The sequence below is a fragment of the Methylobacterium sp. UNC300MFChir4.1 genome (genome assembly GCF_900110155.1).
GTDB lineage: Bacteria > Pseudomonadota > Alphaproteobacteria > Rhizobiales > Beijerinckiaceae > Methylobacterium.
Map to the genome: position 1 here is coordinate 49,473 of NZ_FOCS01000010.1, position 16,306 is coordinate 65,778.

The following is a 16,306-nucleotide window of genomic DNA, read 5'->3' on the forward strand; positions in this document are numbered from 1 at the left end:
CGCCCGGGTGGTCTAAGCCGTGGCCGAGCTTGATGAACACAGGTTGCGTGGCATGGAGACCTTCAATTCCGACGGCGTGCGGATCGCCTATATCGACGTCCCGCCGGCGGACGGTCCGGGCAAGCCGATCCTGCTGATCCACGGATTCGCGTCGAACCACGCGGTCAACTGGGTCAACACCCAGTGGGTGAAGGCCCTGACCCAGGCCGGCTACCGCGCGATCGCGCTGGACAACCGCGGCCACGGCGAGAGCGAGAAGCTCTACGATCCGGCCGCCTACAGCTCCGAGGCCATGGCCGGCGACGCGGTCCGGCTCCTCGACCATCTCGGGATCGGGCGCGCCCACGTCATGGGCTACTCGATGGGCGGGCGGATCACCGCGCATCTCGCGCTCGACCACGCGGACCGGGTGCGCTCGGCCCTGATCGGCGGCCTCGGGATGCACCTCATCGAGGGCAAGGGCCTGCCCTCCGGCATCGCCGAGGCCCTGGAGGCGCCCGCCGGGACGCCCGCGCCCAACCCCACGGCGGCGGCCTTCCGGATGTTCGCCGAGCAGACCCGGAGCGACCTGCGGGCGCTCGCCGCCTGCATGCGCGGCTCGCGCCAGACGCTCAGCCGGGGCGAGCTCGCGCAGATCGAGGTGCCGGTCCTGGTCTCGGTCGGGACCCTCGACACGGTCGCGGGCTCGGGGCCGGCCCTCGCCGCCCTGATCCCGGACGCCCGGGCGCTCGAGATCGAGGGCAAGGACCACTCCACGGCGGTCGGCGCCAAGCCGCACCGGGACGGGGTGCTGGCCTTCCTGGCCGCGCAGCCCTGAGGCCTCAGCTCTTCAGCCGGTAGCCCGTGCGGAAGATGTAGGTCACGAGGCCGAGGCAGATCACCAGGAACAGCGCGGTCATGCCGAGGCTGACCGCGATGTTCACGTCCGCCTTGCCGAAGAACGCCCAGCGGAACCCACTGATCAGGTACACGACCGGGTTCAGCAGGCTCACCGCGTGCCAGAACGGCGGCAGCATGCTGATCGCGTAGAAGCTGCCGCCCAGGAAGGTCAGCGGGGTCACGACGAGGAGCGGGACCAGCTGCAGCTTCTCGAACCCGTCCGCCCACAGGCCGATGACGAAGCCGAACAGGCTGAACGTCACCGCGGTGAGCAGCAGGAACCCGATCATCCAGAGCGGGTGGTCGATCCGCAGCGGCACGAACAGGGCCGAGGTGGCCAGGATGATCAGCCCGATCAGGATCGACTTCGAGGCCGCGGCGCCGACGAAGCCCAGCACCACCTCCAGCGGCGAGATCGGCGCCGACAGGATCTCGTAGATCGTGCCGGCGAAGCGCGGGAAGTAGATGCCGAACGAGGCGTTGGAGATGCTCTGCGTCAGCAGCGAGAGCATGATCAGGCCGGGCACGATGAACAGCCCGTAGGGCACGTCGTCGACCGCCGAGACCCGGGAGCCGATCGCCGCGCCGAACACCACGAAGTACAGGGTCGTCGAGATGACCGGGGCCAGGATGCTCTGCCCGGCGGTGCGCCAGAAGCGTCCCATCTCGAACAGGTAGATGGCCCGGATCGCCGGCCAGTTCATGCTGAACGCCGCGCTCATGGCTGTGCCCTCTCCTCGCGCACGAGGCCGACGAAGATGTCCTCCAGCGAGCTCTGCTCGGTGTGGAGGTCGTTGAAGCGGATGCCCGCCGCCGCGAGGCCGGTCAGGAGCCCGGTGATGCCGGTGCGCTCGGCGCGGGTGTCGTAGGTGTAGACCAGCTCGGTCCCCTCCCCGCCGAGCGCCAGGCCGTAATCGGCGAGTTCCGGCGGTACCGCGGCGATCGGCTGCTGGAGGTGGAGCGTCAGCTGCTTGCGCCCGAGCTTGCGCATCAGCGCGGCCTTCTCCTCCACGAGGATGATCTCGCCCCGGCGGATCACGCCGATGCGGTCGGCCATCTCCTCGGCCTCCTCGATGTAGTGGGTGGTGAGGATGACGGTGACGCCCTGCTGGCGCAGGTCGCGCACGAGGCGCCACATGTCCTGGCGCAGCTCCACGTCGACGCCCGCCGTGGGCTCGTCGAGGAACAGCACCCGGGGCTCGTGCGACAGCGCCTTGGCGATGAGCACCCGCCGCTTCATGCCGCCCGACAGGGTCATCAGCCGGCTGTCGCGCTTGTCCCAGAGGGACAGCGCCCGGAGGATCCGCTCGATATGCCCGGGATCCGGCCGCAGCCCGAACAGGCCGCGGGAGAAGCTCACGGTGTTCAGCACCGTCTCGAAGGCGTCGGTGGTGAGTTCCTGCGGGACGAGCCCGATGGCCCGGCGCGCGGCACGGTAATCCGCCGCGATATCGTGGCCGTCGACCAGGACGGTCCCCGCACTCGCGGTGACGATCCCGCAGACGATGTTGATGAGCGTGGATTTGCCCGCTCCGTTCGGACCGAGCAGCGCGAAGATCTCGCCGCGCTCAATGGCGAGGTCGATGTCACGCAGGGCTGTGAAGCCGGACGTGTAGGTCTTCGACAGCTTCGAGATGGAGATGATCGGCATCAGAGCCTGGTGCGAGCGGGAGCGTGCACGGGTCCGGCAGCTATGCTCAGGCGCCGGACACGCGAGGGGCCGGCCGAGCGGGACGCCTCCGGCGGCGGGCGCCCCTATAGCATGGTGAATGACCGGCGCTGACCGAGCCCGTGTGCGCCACCGCACCGCGAGGGCGCCCGCCGCTCACCGGCGGCCGAGGCGCTCCGCCAGCGCGAGGCACTCCTTGCGGAGTTCCGGATCCTCGATGCGCGAGAACGCGGTCAGCAGGGCGGCGCATTCCGCGGCGCTCGGGCCGCCGGCTGCCGGGGACCCCGGCGGCCCGCGGAAGATCGAGACCGGGACGTTCAGCGCGTGGGCGATCTGGCGAAGCAGCACTTCCCGCTCGTGAGCGGAGTTCGCCGTGCCGTCGAGATCGAATCCGCCCGCGTCCGTCATGATCTCTTCGAAACCAGTCCTTCGGCCGAGCTCGGATGCACGGGATGCCCACAGACGCTGCTCACGCGGCGCGCGGCACGACCATCCACACTTTCTCGGCGGGTGCAACCTACCGTTATGGTATCAGCTTGGCAGGGCCGCACTGTCCAGAACGCGCGGACAGCCACCCCGGACCGAGATTTTGTGCCGCTCATCTGTAATCGGCGAAGTCGGTTCAGCCTCCGTTCCGAATCAACATCCAGAAATACAATTGCCGGTAGCATGGTTCCGGCGCTAGGCCGCTCGCCGAAGCGTGATCAGCGCGGCCAGACCGACAAGCGTCGCCGCACCGAGGATCCGGCGCCAGGGATTCACGCCGCGCAGGAGCTCGTCAATCGCCCACCATGTCAGCGCGATGTCGGCCCCGAAGGACAGAGCGGAGGCCGGCAGCCAGGGGGCCAGCTCTCCCCTGTCCCGAGCCAGCCAGGCCGCGAGGCTCAGGCCCGCGAAGAGCCAGAGCGGCAGGTTCGGCCACTGCGCCACGGTGATCGCGCCGGTGGTCCTGTCGCGAAACATCCAGTCGACGGCCCGCCCGAAGGTTGTGCGCGGACGTGGAGACATGGCTCGAACCTTCGTGAGCTCCGGCCGGCGCAGATCGTGCCGCCCCGCCGGACCAGAATGAGCCGACGGCTCCGGAAGAGGCCTTAACACATCGGTAACGTTAGCGAACGGAAACCGTCGGTAAATCCCTAACGGATCCTGAAAGGACTCGCGAAAAATTCGTTAATCTGGTGATCATCGGTCATCGGAACGGCGGCCAACCAGCCGAACATCGAGGATCGATCATGAGCGCCCGTCTCGAAGACCTGAAGTTCATGCTGACGCTCAGCGCCGTGGTCCTGCTCGGCAGCGGCCTCGACGTCATCCTGCGCTGATCGCGCCAATCAACCCGGTCCGCGGCGCCGCGCCGCCGGACGTGAAGGCGCGTCCGAGCGCCGCGCGGGCGGCCGACGGCCGAGCCTCCGGAGCACCGCCCCGGCCGGTCGTGTACGGGACGGCGATCAGCCGCGCGGCAGCGTCCGCGGGACGGCGCATCCCCCCTATCTCGACAATCGGGATCTGTCCGGAGCGAAGGAAGCTCCGCAAGTCCGCGGCCCGCGCCCGCCGCTCCGTCCGCATCTTGAGCACGGCGATCACGAGGCCGGCCAGCCCGGCCGCCTCCAAGAACGCCGCGACCACGTAGCCCGCAGCCATCCGCTTCCACCAACTGTATCGAGGAGAGGCCGCCCTCGCGGCGGCCGCCACCGATCTGCGGGGTCATGGTTAGCGGGGCCTTAACGGCTGCGTAGAAGTCCGCAGATCGCGCCGGCGTCGACACTCGCCGCCCGCGACCGGGGCGCGGTGCGAGCCTTTCCCGTGCAGCGATAATCGGGCGCCGCGCAGGGTCCGCGCGTCGCGCCCGGGAGTCCCTTCGGGAAGCCGTGACGCTCCGCGGGGGCGCTACCACATGTCGAGGGCGACGCGGGCCTCGTCGGACATGCGGCTCTGGTCCCACGGCGGGTCGAAGACCATGGTCACCGCGCAGGACTGGACCCCCGGCACGGCGGACACCGCGTTCTCGACCCAGCCGGGCATCTCGCCCGCGACCGGGCAGCCGGGCGCCGTGAGGGTCATGTCGATCGCGACGACGCGATCGTCGCCGATATCGACCTTGTAGATCAGGCCGAGCTCGTAGATGTCGGCCGGAATCTCGGGATCGTAGACCGTCTTCAGCGCCGCGACGATGTCGTCGGTCAGGCGGTCCAGTTCCGCCTGCGGGATCGTCGAGTCGCCGGCGACGTCGGGGGCGTTCTTGCCGCCCGTGATGGTGGCGTCGGTGCTCATCGCTTCACTCTCCCCGGGCCCGCGCGGGCGGGACCAGCCTCATCCCAGTATCAGGTGAACAGCATTTCTGCTCTGCCGAGCGCCTCGGCAAGGGCATCGATCTCGGCGGTCGTGTTGTAAAGCCCGAACGAGGCGCGGCAGGTCGAGGTGACGCCGAAGCGGTTGAGCAGCGGCATCGCGCAGTGGGTCCCGGCCCGCACCGCCACGCCCTGCCGGTCGATCACCGTGGCGATGTCGTGGGCGTGCGCGCCCTTCATCTCGAAGGCGATCACGCCGCCCTTGCCCGGTGCGGTGCCGATGAGGCGCAGGGAATTCATCGCGCCGAGGCGCTCCTGCGCGTAGGCCGTGAGCTTCGCCTCGTGGGCGGCGATCGCGTCGCGCCCGAGATTCATCATGTACTCGAGCGCGGCGCCGAGACCGACCGCCTCGATGATGGCCGGGGTGCCGGCCTCGAACCGGTGGGGCGGATCGTTGTAGGTGATCGCGTCCTCGCTGACCGTCCGGATCATCTCGCCGCCGCCCTGGTAGGGCGGCAGGCGCTCCAGCCATTCCTTCTTGCCGTAGAGCACGCCGATCCCGGTCGGGCCGTAGACCTTGTGGCCGGTGAAGACGAAGAAGTCGCAATCGAGCGCCCGCACGTCGACGGGCTGGTGCACCGCGCTCTGGGCCCCGTCGAGCAGGACCGGCACGCCGTGGGCATGGGCGATGCGCACGATCTCGGCGGCGGGCGTCACCGTGCCGAGCACGTTCGACATGTGGGTGATCGCCACCATCTTGGTCCGCGGCGAGAACAGCTTCTCGTATTCCTCGACCAGGAAATTGCCCTGGTCGTCCACCGGGGCCCACTTGATCACGGCGCCCCGGCGCTCGCGCAGGAAGTGCCAGGGCACGATGTTGGAGTGGTGCTCCATGATCGAGAGGATGATCTCGTCCCCCTCCCCGATCAGGCCGGCCCAGCCCATCGACGAGGCCACGAGGTTGTAGGCCTCGGTGGCGTTGCGGGTGAAGATGATCTCGTCCGTCGAGGCGGCGTTGAGGAACTGGCGCGTGGTCTCGCGCGCGCCCTCGAAGCCCTCGGTGGCGGCGTTCGCCATGTAGTGCAGGCCGCGATGGACGTTGGCGTAGCCGGTCTCCATGCAGGAGACCATCGCGTCGATCACCTGCCGGGGCTTCTGCGCCGAGGCGGCGTTGTCGAGGTAGACGAGCGGCTTGCCGTAGACCTGCTGGCCCAGGATCGGGAAATCCTTCCGGATCGCCTCGACGTCGTAGGTGGGGGTGAGGACGGGTGCGTTCATGGTCGCGACCTTCCGAAGACTTCGCCGATCCCGGGAACAGCCCTCATCCTGAGGTGCCGGAGCGAAGCGGAGGCCTCGAAGGAGGCCTCCAGCTAGCGTTGCGATCCCCGGATCCCGCCTGTAGGGCCCGCTGCCGCGGTGGCCTCGGGATGGGATCAGGCATCGAGAAGGGCCGGTCCGCGGAGCGGACCGGCCGGGTCCGATCAGCCGCGCGCCTGGAGCCAGGCCTCGATCTCGCCGATGAGCGCCGCGCGGGCGCCCTCGTGCGTGACCGCCTCGACGGCCTCGCCCACGAAGGCCTGGACGAGCAGGCTCTCGGCGGTCGCGCGCGGCAGGCCGCGGGCCATCAGGTAGAACAGCAGGTCCTCGTCCGGCGCACCGCAGGTGGCCCCGTGGCCGCAGGCGACGTCGTCGGCGAAGATCTCCAGCTCCGGCTTGTTCATCATCTGCCCCTCGTCGGTGAGGAGGAGGCAGTCGGACTTCATCTTGCCGTCGGTCTGCTGGGCGGCCTGACGGACGATGATCTTGCCCTGGAACACGCCGGTGGCGTCGCCGTCGATGATCCACTTGAACTGCTCGCGGCCGACGCCGCCGACAGCGGCGTGATCGGCGAGCAGCGTCGAGTCGGCGAGCTGACCCTTGCGCAGCATGGCGGCGCCGTTGACCACGACGTTGGTGTCGTCGCCCGCGACGTGGACGAAGATCTGGTGGCGCGACAGGACCGCTCCGGTCACGAGGTTCACGGTCTCGACCTGACCCTCGGCCTCGACCTTGAGCGACAGGGTCGAGAGCGCGATGGCGGCGTCGCCCTGCTTGTTCAGGCGGGTGTGCCGGAAGGCGGCCTTGGGGCCGACCACCACGTCGAGGGCGTCGTTCGGCTGGCAGGTGAGCCCGTCCGGACCCTCGTGGCTCTCCAGGAGGCCGAACTCCGCGCCCTCGCCGATCTGGACGAGCACGCGGGTCGCCGTCGAGAACGGCGTGTTCCCGGCGCCCACGAAGCGCAGGTGCAGCGGCCGCGCCGGCTTCGCACCGGGCGCCACCGTGATCAGCGCGCCGTCCGCCAGGAAGGCGGTGTTGAGCTGGTAGACCGGGTTCTCCCGGGCCTGCGCCACCGGCGCGAGCTGCTTCAGGTCGACATGCGCCTTCGTCAGCGCCTCGGACATCGGGACGACCGTGACCCCCTCGGGGATCCGGTCGAGATCCGACAGCTCGCGGACGAGATGGCCGTTCACGAAGGTCAGGCGCGCGGCCTCGATGCCGGAGAAGCCCTTCGCCCCCGCGACGGCCGCCCGGGCGGCGTCGAGGCTCGGCGCCTCGGCCGGGGGCGCGGCCTCCGTGATGGCGGCGCGCAGGTCCGTGTACTTGAAGGCCTCGACCCGCCGGCTCGGCAGGCCGGTCGCCTCGAAGAAGCGGAAGGCCTCCTCGCGGGCGATCGCCTTCTCGCTGGCGAAGCTCTGGCGGGCCGACTCGAACAGCTTCGACAGGCCGGCCTCGGCGGGGGAGCGGAGGTTCGTGACGTCGGCCATGGCTCAGGCCGCCTCCCCGGTGCGGTACTCGGCGTAGCCGGAGGCCTCGAGCTCGAGGGCGAGCTCCTTGCCGCCGGTCTTCACGATCTGACCCTTCGACATGACGTGCACGGTGTCGGGCACGATGTGGTTGAGCAGGCGCTGGTAGTGGGTGATCACCAGGAACGAGCGGCCCTGGTCGCGGAGCGCGTTCACGCCCTCGGAGACGATCCGCAGGGCGTCGATGTCGAGGCCGGAATCGGTCTCATCGAGCACGCAGAACTTCGGCTGCAGCAGCGCCATCTGGAGGATCTCCATGCGCTTCTTCTCGCCGCCGGAGAAGCCGACGTTGAGGGCGCGCTTGAGCATCTCCTTGTTGATCTCGAGCTTGTCGGCCGCGCCGTTCACCGCGCGGATGAAGTCCGGGGTCGACAGCTCGGCCTCGCCGCGCGCCTTGCGCTGCGCGTTCAGGCAGGCCTTGAGGAAGGTCATGGTGCCGACGCCGGGGATCTCCAGCGGGTACTGGAACGCCAGGAAGATGCCGGCCGCGGCGCGCTCGTCGGCGGCCATCTCCAGAACGTTCTGCCCGTCGAGCAGGATCTCGCCGTCGAGAACCTCGTAATCCTCCTTGCCGGCGATGACGTAGGAGAGGGTCGACTTGCCCGAGCCGTTCGGGCCCATGATCGCCGCGACCTCGCCGTCGTTCACGGTCAGGTTGAGGCCGTTCAGGATGCGGTTGTCCTCGATCTGCACGACGAGGTTCTTGATTTCCAGCATGTCAGTCCAAGTCCTTCAAAACCATTCGTCCCGCATCGCCCGCAGGAACGCGGCGCTCCCGGCCGGGTAGCCGGAGAGGTCGCCGATCACCGCGTCGATGCCGCACCGGGGACAGAGGGCGGTGCCCTCATCGGCGATCCAGCCCGCGATCTCGTCCGGCGCGAAAACCTCGAGGTAGAAGAAGCACCCGCACAGGACGCTGCTCCGGACCTCGTCGGCGTGCCGCGCGCTGTGCCGATGGGCCGCGCGCAGCACGTCGTCGTCGTATCCGCCCAGGTGGTCAGCCCACCGAGCCTTCCAGGCTGATCGAGATCAGCTTCTGGGCTTCGACGGCGAACTCCATCGGCAGCTGCTGCAGCACGTCCCGCACGAAGCCGTTGACGATGAGCGCGGTCGCCTCCTCCTCGGAGAGGCCGCGCTGCTGGCAGTAGAACTTCTGCTCCTCGGAAATCTTCGAGGTCGTCGCCTCGTGCTCGAAGACGGCCGAGGCGTTCTTCGACTCGATGTAGGGCACGGTGTGCGCGCCGCACTGGTCGCCGATCAGCAGGGAGTCGCAGTTCGTGAAGTTGCGCGCGCCTTTGGCCTTCCGGTGCGCCGAGACGAGGCCCCGGTAGGTGTTCTGCGACCGGCCGGCCGAGATGCCCTTCGAGATGATCCGGCTCGTCGTGTTCTTGCCGAGATGGATCATCTTGGTGCCGGAATCGACCTGCTGCATGCCGTTCGACACCGCGATCGAGTAGAACTCGCCGCGGGAATCGTCGCCGCGCAGGATGCAGGACGGGTACTTCCAGGTGATCGCCGAGCCGGTCTCGACCTGCGTCCACGAGATCTTCGAGCGGGCGCCGCGGCAGTCGCCGCGCTTCGTCACGAAGTTGTAGATGCCACCCTTGCCCTCGTTGTCGCCCGGGTACCAGTTCTGAACGGTCGAGTACTTGATCTCGGCATCGTCCAGGGCGACGAGTTCGACCACCGCGGCGTGGAGCTGGTTGTCGTCGCGCTTCGGGGCGGTGCAGCCCTCGAGATACGAGACGTAGGAGCCCTTGTCGGCGATGATCAGCGTGCGCTCGAACTGGCCGGTGTCGCGCTCGTTGATGCGGAAGTAGGTCGACAGCTCCATCGGGCAGCGGACGCCCGGCGGGATGTAGACGAACGACCCGTCGGAGAAGACGGCGGAGTTCAGCGTCGCGAAGAAGTTGTCGGTCACCGGCACGACCGAGCCGAGGTACTTCTGCACCAGCTCGGGATATTCCTGCACGGCCTCGGAGATCGGCATGAAGATCACGCCGGCCTTCGACAGCTCCTTCTTGAAGGTGGTGGCCACCGAGACCGAGTCGAACACGGCGTCGACCGCGACGCGGCGCTCCGGCGCGATGCCTTCCAGCACCTCGACCTCGCGCAGCGGGATGCCGAGCTTCTCGTAGGTCTTCAGGATCTCGGGATTGATCTCATCGAGCGATTCCGGGCCCTGCCGCTTCGGGGCGGCGTAGTAGTAGATGTCGTTATAGTCGACCTTGTCGTAGGAGACGCGGGCCCACTCCGGCTCCTTCATGGTCAGCCAGCGCCGGTAGGCGTCGAGGCGCCACTCCAGCAGCCACGCGGGCTCGTTCTTCTTGGCCGAGATGAAGCGGACGACGTCCTCGGAGATGCCCTTCTCGGACTTCTCCATCTCGATCGTGGTCTCGAACCCGTACTTGTACTGGTCGAGGTCGATCGAGCGGACCCGATCAATGGTTTCCTGCACAGCAGGCATCAGCGTCTCCTAGGCATCTCCGGCGTCAAGGACCGGGAAGCGTCTGTCGGAAAGCGGGGGGGCGGCGCTCAGGCCGCCTGGCCTCGCCGTCTATATAGGGTCTCCAAGACCCGTTCGAAGGCGTCGAGGAAGCATGCCACCTCCTCGTCCACCGTGTTCCAGCCGAGGCTGACGCGCAGCGCCCCCCCGGCGAGGTCGGAACCGACGCCCATCGCGGCGAGCGTCGCCGAGCGCGCGACCTTGCCCGACGAGCAGGCCGAGCCCGACGACACCGCCACGCCGGCGAGGTCGAGGGCGATCAGGGCCGAGGGCGCGTCGAGCCCCGGGACCGAGAAACTCAGGGTGTTGGGCAGGCGCGGCGCCCCGGCGGCGAACACCACCGCATCCGGCGCCATGGTGCGCACGCCGGCCTCGACCCGGTCCCGGAGCGCGGAGAGGCGCGCGGCCTCCGCGTCGAGCGCCGCGCGGGCGATCCGGGCAGCCTCACCCATGCCGACGATGGCCGGCAGGCACTCGGTGCCGCAGCGCAGCCGCCGCTCCTGGCCGCCCCCGCGCAGGAAGGCGCTCTCCAGGCTGACGCCCTCGGCCAGGACCAGCGCGCCGACCCCCTTGGGCGCCGCGAACTTGTGGCCCGAGAGGGTCAGCGCGTCGAGGCCGAGCGCCGCCATGTCGAGGGGGATCTTGCCGACGGCCTGCACGGCGTCGCTGTGAACCAGGGTCCGGCCGTGCGCCCGCGCCAGGCCGACGATCTCGGCCAGCGGCTGCACCGCGCCGGTCTCGTTGTTGGCGGCGTGGACCGAGAGGAGCAGGGTCTCGTCGGCGAGAGCACCCAGGCGCGCCTCCAGGGCGGCGAGATCGACCACGCCCTCGGCGGTGACCGGGACTTCCTCGACGGCCGCGTCCGGGAACCGGTGACCGGCCGCGACGCAGGGATGCTCCGTGGCGGAGTGGAGCAGCCGCCTCGGGGCCGCCGCGCCGCCGCGACGGAGGGCGCCCGACAGGACCGCGTTTGCCGCCTCGGTTCCGCCGCTGGTGAAGACGACCTGCTCGGGCTGGGCGTTCACGAGCGCCGCCACCTGGGTGCGGGCCGCTTCGAGGGCGGCCCGGGCCGCCCGCCCCTCCGCGTGGATCGAGGACGGGTTCCCGGGGAGCGTGAGCGCGCGCGCGACCGCCTCCGCGACGTCCGGGCGGACCGGCGCGGTGGCGTTGTAGTCGAGATAGGCGCGTGCCCGGCTCATCCGCGTTCCGTTAAGCCCTCTGCTGCGGCGCGTCACAATTCCTTGCCCGCGCGCCGGCTCGCCGTGCTAAGGCGCGCCGAGACAATGAGATCCCGCCGACCCGGCACGGTCGGCGTGGCAGCCAACGCGGTGCATCGGACGGGTTGTTTAGAACAGTTCTAATCGCCTAGAACTGTTCTAAGACTGCTTTTATGGTGCGCGCGCGACGAGTCAAGGCTGCTGCGCCGCCGGGCCGATAGCCCGGCGGGCGATCTCCGGAGCGAGAGACGAGCGATGCCCGAAGTGATCTTCACCGGCCCGGCCGGCCGCCTGGAAGGCCGTTACCAAGCCCCCAAGAAGCGCGGCGCGCCGATCGCCATCATCCTGCACCCGCACCCCCAGTTCGGGGGCACGATGAACAATCAGATCGTGTACAACCTGTTTTACACATTCGCCAATCGCGGTTTCGCGGCCCTGCGCTTCAATTTCCGCGGAGTCGGACGCAGCCAGGGCTCGTTCGACCACGGCTCGGGCGAGCTGTCGGACGCTGCGGCCGCCCTCGACTGGGTTCAGTCGGTCAACCCGGAGGCGAAGTCCTGCTGGATCGCCGGCGTGTCCTTCGGCTCTTGGATCGGGATGCAGCTCCTGATGCGCCGCCCCGAGATCGAGGGATTCATCTCCATCGCCGCCATGGCGAACCGCTACGACTTCACCTTCCTGGCTCCCTGCCCCTCCTCCGGCCTGTTCGTGCACGGCTCCGAGGACCGGGTCGCGCCCGCCCGCGAGGTCATGCCGGTGATCGAGAAGGTGAAGACCCAGAAGGGCGTCATCATCGAGCACCAGATGGTCGAGGGCGCCAACCATTTCTTCGACGGCAAGGTCGAGGAACTGACACAGACGGTCGACACCTACCTAGACAAGCGCCTCGGCAAGCGCGAGGAGGCGGCCTGACGGATCTGATCCCGCGCCTTGACGGGGGGAGCCCCGGAGGAATAGGGCGCGGGTTTCGGAATTGAGACGCACCTTCGCAGGTCTGATGTCAGATAGCCCGTCCGACCACCCCGTCGTTCTCCTCGTGGAAGATGACGGCCTCCTTCTGATGGAGGCCTCGGACACCCTCGCGGATGCGGGCTTCACCGTCGTCGAGGCGACGCATGCCGACAAGGCGCTGAAGGTTCTGGAGAACCGCGACGACGTCGGGGTCCTGATGACCGACGTCGACATGCCGCAGGGGTCGATGGACGGCTTCGCCCTGGCGCGCCTCGTCGCGCATCGCTGGCCGTCGATTCCCGTGCTGGTGGTGTCGGGCATGGGCACGCCCGGTCCCAACGACATGCCGGAGGGCGCCCGGTTCATCCCGAAGCCCTACGAGCCGACCACCCTGGTCCGGACCCTGCAGGCCTTCATCCGCCGCGCGGCTTGACGCACGGATCCGCTCGGGCTGACACCCGGTCCGGGCCCTGAACACCCGACCGAGAGCCATGACGGACCAGAACCGACCGCACCGCTTCGCGACCCGGGCCATCCACGCCGGCGCGGCGCCCGATCCCGCCACGGGCGCCCGGGTCCAGCCGATCTACTTCACCAACGGCTTCGTCTTCGACTCGACCGAGCAGGCCGCCGACATCTTCGCGGGCCGCCGGACCGGCTTCTCGTATTCGCGCGGATCCAATCCGACCGTCGCCGCGCTGGAGCGCCGGATCGCCGACCTCGAGGGCGCGAAGGCGGGCGTGGCGGTGTCCTCCGGACAGTCGGCCATGCAGCTCATTCTGATGACGCTGTTGAAGAGCGGCGACGCCTACGTCGCGTCTCCGCGCCTGTTCGGCGGGTCGCTCGGCCTGATGCGCCGGCTCGACGGCCGCTACGACCTGAAGCCGCGCTTCGCGCGCGGTATGGCCCCGGAGGATTTCGAGGCGGCGATCACCCCGGACTGCCGGGCCATCTTCTGCGAATCGATCGTGAACCCCTGCGCGTCGGTGGTGGACCTCGACGGCATCGCCGCGGTGGCCCGCCGCCACAACCTGCCGCTCGTCGTCGACAACACCCTCGCCTCGCCGGCCCTGATCCGGCCGATCGAGCACGGCGCCGACATCGTCTGGCACTCCACCTCGAAGTTCCTGAGCGGCTCCGGCCAGACCATCGGCGGCGTGATCTGCGACGCCGGCGGCTTCGACTGGGCGAAGGCCGGCGGCTACAACCTGATCACCGAGCCCTGGCCGGACTATGACGGGCTGGTGCTCACCGAGGCCTTCCCGGCGACCCCCTTCGCGGCGGCGTGCCGGTTCTTCGGCCTGCGGGACCTCGGGCCCGGCCTGTCGCCGATGAACGCGTTCCTGACGCTGATGGGGATCGAGACTCTGCCGCTGCGCATGGAGCGGCATTGTGCCAACGCGCGAGCGGTGGCGGCCTTCCTGAATGATCACCCGGCCGTGGCCTGGGTGAGCTACCCGATGTTGCCGGGCCAGACCGGCGAGGACCTCGCCCGCCGCTACACCCCGGACGGGCCGGGCTCGATCTTCACCTTCGCGCTGAAGGGCGGCGAGCCGGCGGCGCTGCGGTTCATCGCCGGCCTGGAGCTGATCTCTCACTTGGTGAACATCGGCGAGATCAAGTCGCTGGCGATCCACCCGTCCTCGACCACGCACCGGCAGCTGCCGGAGCACGAGAAGGCCGCCGCGCAGGTCGGGCCCGAGACCGTGCGGTTGTCGATCGGGCTGGAGAACGAGGCCGACCTCATCGCCGATCTCCAGCAGGCGCTGGATCGCCTCCTCTAGTCCGTCATCGCGAGCGCGGCGAAGCGACTCAGAGCCGCGCGATCTCGACGATCGTGAGGCCGCTGGATTGCTTCGCGCTGCCCGCGAGGACGGCCACGGCGGGCAGGGATTGGCCGCAACCGGGACGGCCTCAGCGCCGCCGCTCCAAGATCGACACGTAGTTGGCGACCGCCGCGCCGCCCATGTTGAAGATCCCGGCGAGCTCCGCCCCGGGCACCTGCATCTCACCGGCCTCGCCCATGAGCTGGAGGCAGGCCATGACGTGCATCGACACGCCGGTCGCCCCCACAGGATGACCCTTGGCCTTCAACCCGCCGGACGGGTTGATCGGCAGCCGGCCGCCCTTCTCGGCGAGTCCCTCGCGCACCACGCGAAAACCCTCGCCCGGGGCGGCGAGGCCCATCGCCTCGTACTCGATCAGCTCGGCGATGGTGAAGCAGTCGTGGGTCTCCACGAAGGAGAGGTCCTCATTGGCGATCCCGGCCTGGGCCCGCGCCCTCTCCCAGGCCATTCGCGCGCCCTTGAACTCCACCGGGTCGCGGCGGGACAGGGGCAGGATGTCATTGACGTGCGCCCGGGCGCGGAAGCCGATCGCCCGCTCCAGGCCCTCGGCGGTCTCGGCATCGGCCACCACAAGCGCCGCCGCCCCGTCCGAGATCAGCGAGCAGTCCGTGCGCCGCAGGGGGGCGGCCACGTAGGGGTTCTTCTCCGAGACCCGGTTGCAGAAGTCGAAGCCGAGGTCCTTGCGCAACTGCGCGTAGGGGTTGCCGACGCCGTTGCTGTGGTTCTTGGCGGCGATGCGGGCCAGCTCCTCGCTGCGGTCGCCGTAGCGCTGGAAGTAGCCCGCCGCGATCCGCCCGAACACGCCCGCGAAGCCGCCCTCGATGTCGGCCTCCTCCTTCCGGTAGGAGGCGCCCAGCAGGATGTCGCCGGTCTCAGCGACGGTCTTGGCGGTCATCTTCTCGGCGCCGATCACCAGGGCCACGCGGCCGCGGCCGCTGTCGACGAAGTCGAGGGCCGCGTAGAGCGCCGCCGACCCGGTGGCGCAGGCGTTCTCCAGGTGGGTCGCCGGCGCGTGGGCGAGGCCCGGCCGGTTCACCGCCACCAGCGAGCCCTCGAAGCCCTGCTTCGAGAAGCCGGTGTTCATCGAGCCCACGTAGATGCCGTCGACCTGCGACTCCTCGACGCCGGCATGGGCCAGCGCCTCGCCCGAGACCCGGGCGATCAGCCCCTCGACATCGGGCTCCTCGAGCTTGCCGAAGGGGGTGTGGGCCCAGCCCACGATGCAGGCGCGCGTCATCCGGTGACCTCCCGTGTCCGGCCCGGACGATGGGCCTGCGGCGGCCGGCGATCAAGACATGCGCGGATTGTTCGACGCGCCGGACACGCCGGACGAAACCCGCCCGGGCCCGGCTCAGCGCAGGTGAAAGGCCACCCACGCGACGCCGACGAGCACTAGCGCGGTCAGCAGCCCCCGGGCGAGCGCGCGTCGGCGGTGTCTCACGGGGCGAACAGCTCCGGGTGGCGTGCGCGGAGCGCCAGGATCAGGGCCAGCGTCTTCAGGTCGGTGATCTTGGCGCGGTCGGCGCGGGCGGCGAGCTCGGCCAGCGGCATCTCGACCACCCGGATGTTCTCGTGCTCGCCCTCGGCCCCGCCGCCCGCCTCCGCGCGATCCGCCCGGCCGTAGGGCGCGAGGTAGAGGTGGATCTTCTCGGTGGTCAGGCTGGCGCAGGAATAGGTGGCGCCGACGAACTCGAGCGCCCACAGGCGCAGGCCCACCTCCTCCAGCGCCTCCCGGCGGGCGTTCTCCTCCGGGCTGCCGGCGTCGATCAGGCCCGCCGGTGCCTCCAGCTGGACCTGCTCGCCGGCCGCGAACAGCGGCGGCACCCGCAGCTCGCGCACGAGCGTCGCGACCTTCCGCTCCGGGTCGTAGGGCAGGATCCCGACCGAGTTGCCGTGGTCCTCGATCTCGCGCTCGACGACGGCGCCGTCGGCGAGGCGCACCCGCGCGATCCCGAAGCGGCTCCAGCCCTCGTGGACGAAGCGGATAGTGAGGATCTCGGCTTTCATGGGCACTCCCACTCCTCATCGCCCTACACGGAACCGTGTCCCCGGGTTCCGGGAACGCCGACGACCGCGGCCACGTTTGGTCGGACACGCGCATGGTCA

General features: G+C 69.6%; 18 protein-coding genes. 4 read left to right on the forward strand and 14 right to left on the reverse strand.

The features are described 5' to 3' along the window. The first annotated feature begins 52 nt into the window (after nt 1-52). Nucleotides 53-817: an alpha/beta fold hydrolase gene (locus BMY19_RS15000; RefSeq protein ID WP_091679936.1), complete on the forward strand. Its 765-nt coding sequence runs from the start codon at nt 53-55 to the stop codon at nt 815-817. Between the two features lie 4 nt (nt 818-821). On the opposite strand, the gene BMY19_RS15005 is transcribed toward BMY19_RS15000, so the two are convergent. The 12 genes from BMY19_RS15005 to BMY19_RS15060 form a co-directional block, all read right to left on the reverse strand. Continuing rightward, complete coding sequence (locus BMY19_RS15005) at nt 822-1,583, reverse strand: ABC transporter permease (RefSeq protein WP_042673785.1); 762 nt, start codon at nt 1,581-1,583, stop codon at nt 822-824. 14 nt (nt 1,584-1,597) lie between these two features. Then, nucleotides 1,598-2,533 carry an ABC transporter ATP-binding protein gene (locus BMY19_RS15010; protein ID WP_042673784.1) on the reverse strand — a complete coding sequence of 312 codons (936 nt, stop codon included), beginning with the start codon at nt 2,531-2,533 and terminating at the stop codon, nt 1,598-1,600. Between the two features lie 171 nt (nt 2,534-2,704). After that, nucleotides 2,705-2,956, reverse strand: a complete 252-nt coding sequence (locus BMY19_RS15015; protein WP_056525243.1) for a hypothetical protein — start codon at nt 2,954-2,956, stop codon at nt 2,705-2,707. 273 nt (nt 2,957-3,229) lie between these two features. Next, on the reverse strand, nt 3,230-3,556 hold the full coding sequence (locus tag BMY19_RS15020) for a hypothetical protein (RefSeq protein ID WP_100252152.1): 327 nt from the start codon (nt 3,554-3,556) through the stop codon (nt 3,230-3,232). 300 nt (nt 3,557-3,856) lie between these two features. Continuing rightward, nucleotides 3,857-4,174, reverse strand: coding sequence for a hypothetical protein (locus BMY19_RS15025; RefSeq protein ID WP_244534923.1), 318 nt, complete (start codon nt 4,172-4,174; stop codon nt 3,857-3,859). 261 nt (nt 4,175-4,435) lie between these two features. Next, nucleotides 4,436-4,819: an SUF system Fe-S cluster assembly protein gene (locus BMY19_RS15030; protein WP_020093409.1), complete on the reverse strand. Its 384-nt coding sequence runs from the start codon at nt 4,817-4,819 to the stop codon at nt 4,436-4,438. Between the two features lie 50 nt (nt 4,820-4,869). Then, a complete protein-coding gene (locus BMY19_RS15035) occupies nt 4,870-6,114 on the reverse strand; it encodes a cysteine desulfurase (protein WP_100252154.1) in 1,245 nt (414 codons plus the stop codon). Between the two features lie 203 nt (nt 6,115-6,317). Beyond that, a complete protein-coding gene (locus tag BMY19_RS15040; protein WP_100252155.1) occupies nt 6,318-7,640 on the reverse strand; it encodes a SufB/SufD family protein in 1,323 nt (440 codons plus the stop codon). 3 nt (nt 7,641-7,643) lie between these two features. Then, nucleotides 7,644-8,396 (reverse strand): Fe-S cluster assembly ATPase SufC, encoded by a 753-nt coding sequence (gene sufC / locus BMY19_RS15045; RefSeq protein WP_020093412.1) that lies wholly within the window; start codon nt 8,394-8,396, stop codon nt 7,644-7,646. A 15-nt stretch (nt 8,397-8,411) separates the two neighbouring features. After that, complete coding sequence (locus BMY19_RS15050) at nt 8,412-8,651, reverse strand: cytoplasmic protein (RefSeq protein ID WP_100252156.1); 240 nt, start codon at nt 8,649-8,651, stop codon at nt 8,412-8,414. A gap of 25 nt (nt 8,652-8,676) precedes the next feature. Continuing rightward, nucleotides 8,677-10,146, reverse strand: coding sequence for a Fe-S cluster assembly protein SufB (gene sufB / locus BMY19_RS15055; RefSeq protein ID WP_100252157.1), 1,470 nt, complete (start codon nt 10,144-10,146; stop codon nt 8,677-8,679). Between the two features lie 68 nt (nt 10,147-10,214). Beyond that, nucleotides 10,215-11,384 (reverse strand): cysteine desulfurase family protein, encoded by a 1,170-nt coding sequence (locus tag BMY19_RS15060; protein ID WP_020093415.1) that lies wholly within the window; start codon nt 11,382-11,384, stop codon nt 10,215-10,217. A 273-nt stretch (nt 11,385-11,657) separates the two neighbouring features. Between BMY19_RS15060 and BMY19_RS15065 the strand changes: the two genes are divergently transcribed. The 3 genes from BMY19_RS15065 to BMY19_RS15075 all read left to right on the forward strand — a co-directional run bounded on the left by BMY19_RS15065 (nt 11,658) and on the right by BMY19_RS15075 (nt 14,137). Further along, the gene (locus tag BMY19_RS15065) at nt 11,658-12,314 is read left to right on the forward strand and encodes an alpha/beta hydrolase (protein ID WP_010686946.1); all 657 of its coding nucleotides are present in this window, start codon (nt 11,658-11,660) and stop codon (nt 12,312-12,314) included. A gap of 85 nt (nt 12,315-12,399) precedes the next feature. After that, complete coding sequence (locus tag BMY19_RS15070) at nt 12,400-12,786, forward strand: response regulator (protein WP_026604970.1); 387 nt, start codon at nt 12,400-12,402, stop codon at nt 12,784-12,786. 58 nt (nt 12,787-12,844) lie between these two features. Continuing rightward, nucleotides 12,845-14,137: an O-acetylhomoserine aminocarboxypropyltransferase/cysteine synthase family protein gene (locus tag BMY19_RS15075; protein WP_100252158.1), complete on the forward strand. Its 1,293-nt coding sequence runs from the start codon at nt 12,845-12,847 to the stop codon at nt 14,135-14,137. 130 nt (nt 14,138-14,267) lie between these two features. Here BMY19_RS15075 and BMY19_RS15080 read toward each other — a convergent pair whose 3' ends face one another. Together BMY19_RS15080 and BMY19_RS15085 are read right to left on the reverse strand one after the other, a co-directional pair. Next, on the reverse strand, nt 14,268-15,437 hold the full coding sequence (locus BMY19_RS15080) for an acetyl-CoA acetyltransferase (RefSeq protein ID WP_091679956.1): 1,170 nt from the start codon (nt 15,435-15,437) through the stop codon (nt 14,268-14,270). A 200-nt stretch (nt 15,438-15,637) separates the two neighbouring features. Further along, entirely contained in the window at nt 15,638-16,207 is a 570-nt protein-coding gene (locus tag BMY19_RS15085) for an NUDIX domain-containing protein (protein WP_100252159.1), read from the reverse strand. Between the last annotated feature and the right edge of the window lie 99 nt (nt 16,208-16,306).

What these genes read in the sequence shown, in the direction of transcription:
- BMY19_RS15080 (WP_091679956.1), bottom strand. Translation starts at nt 15,437, where the DNA reads ATGACGCGCGCCTGCATCGTGGGCTGGGCCCACACCCCCTTCGGCAAG.
- sufB (WP_100252157.1), bottom strand. Translation starts at nt 10,146, where the DNA reads ATGCCTGCTGTGCAGGAAACCATTGATCGGGTCCGCTCGATCGACCTC.
- BMY19_RS15035 (WP_100252154.1), bottom strand. Translation starts at nt 6,114, where the DNA reads ATGAACGCACCCGTCCTCACCCCCACCTACGACGTCGAGGCGATCCGG.
- BMY19_RS15000 (WP_091679936.1), top strand. Translation starts at nt 53, where the DNA reads ATGGAGACCTTCAATTCCGACGGCGTGCGGATCGCCTATATCGACGTC.
- BMY19_RS15030 (WP_020093409.1), bottom strand. Translation starts at nt 4,819, where the DNA reads ATGAGCACCGACGCCACCATCACGGGCGGCAAGAACGCCCCCGACGTC.
- BMY19_RS15040 (WP_100252155.1), bottom strand. Translation starts at nt 7,640, where the DNA reads ATGGCCGACGTCACGAACCTCCGCTCCCCCGCCGAGGCCGGCCTGTCG.
- BMY19_RS15075 (WP_100252158.1), top strand. Translation starts at nt 12,845, where the DNA reads ATGACGGACCAGAACCGACCGCACCGCTTCGCGACCCGGGCCATCCAC.
- BMY19_RS15060 (WP_020093415.1), bottom strand. Translation starts at nt 11,384, where the DNA reads ATGAGCCGGGCACGCGCCTATCTCGACTACAACGCCACCGCGCCGGTC.
- BMY19_RS15065 (WP_010686946.1), top strand. Translation starts at nt 11,658, where the DNA reads ATGCCCGAAGTGATCTTCACCGGCCCGGCCGGCCGCCTGGAAGGCCGT.
- sufC (WP_020093412.1), bottom strand. Translation starts at nt 8,396, where the DNA reads ATGCTGGAAATCAAGAACCTCGTCGTGCAGATCGAGGACAACCGCATC.
- BMY19_RS15070 (WP_026604970.1), top strand. Translation starts at nt 12,400, where the DNA reads ATGTCAGATAGCCCGTCCGACCACCCCGTCGTTCTCCTCGTGGAAGAT.
- BMY19_RS15015 (WP_056525243.1), bottom strand. Translation starts at nt 2,956, where the DNA reads ATGACGGACGCGGGCGGATTCGATCTCGACGGCACGGCGAACTCCGCT.
- BMY19_RS15085 (WP_100252159.1), bottom strand. Translation starts at nt 16,207, where the DNA reads ATGAAAGCCGAGATCCTCACTATCCGCTTCGTCCACGAGGGCTGGAGC.
- BMY19_RS15005 (WP_042673785.1), bottom strand. Translation starts at nt 1,583, where the DNA reads ATGAACTGGCCGGCGATCCGGGCCATCTACCTGTTCGAGATGGGACGC.
- BMY19_RS15020 (WP_100252152.1), bottom strand. Translation starts at nt 3,556, where the DNA reads ATGTCTCCACGTCCGCGCACAACCTTCGGGCGGGCCGTCGACTGGATG.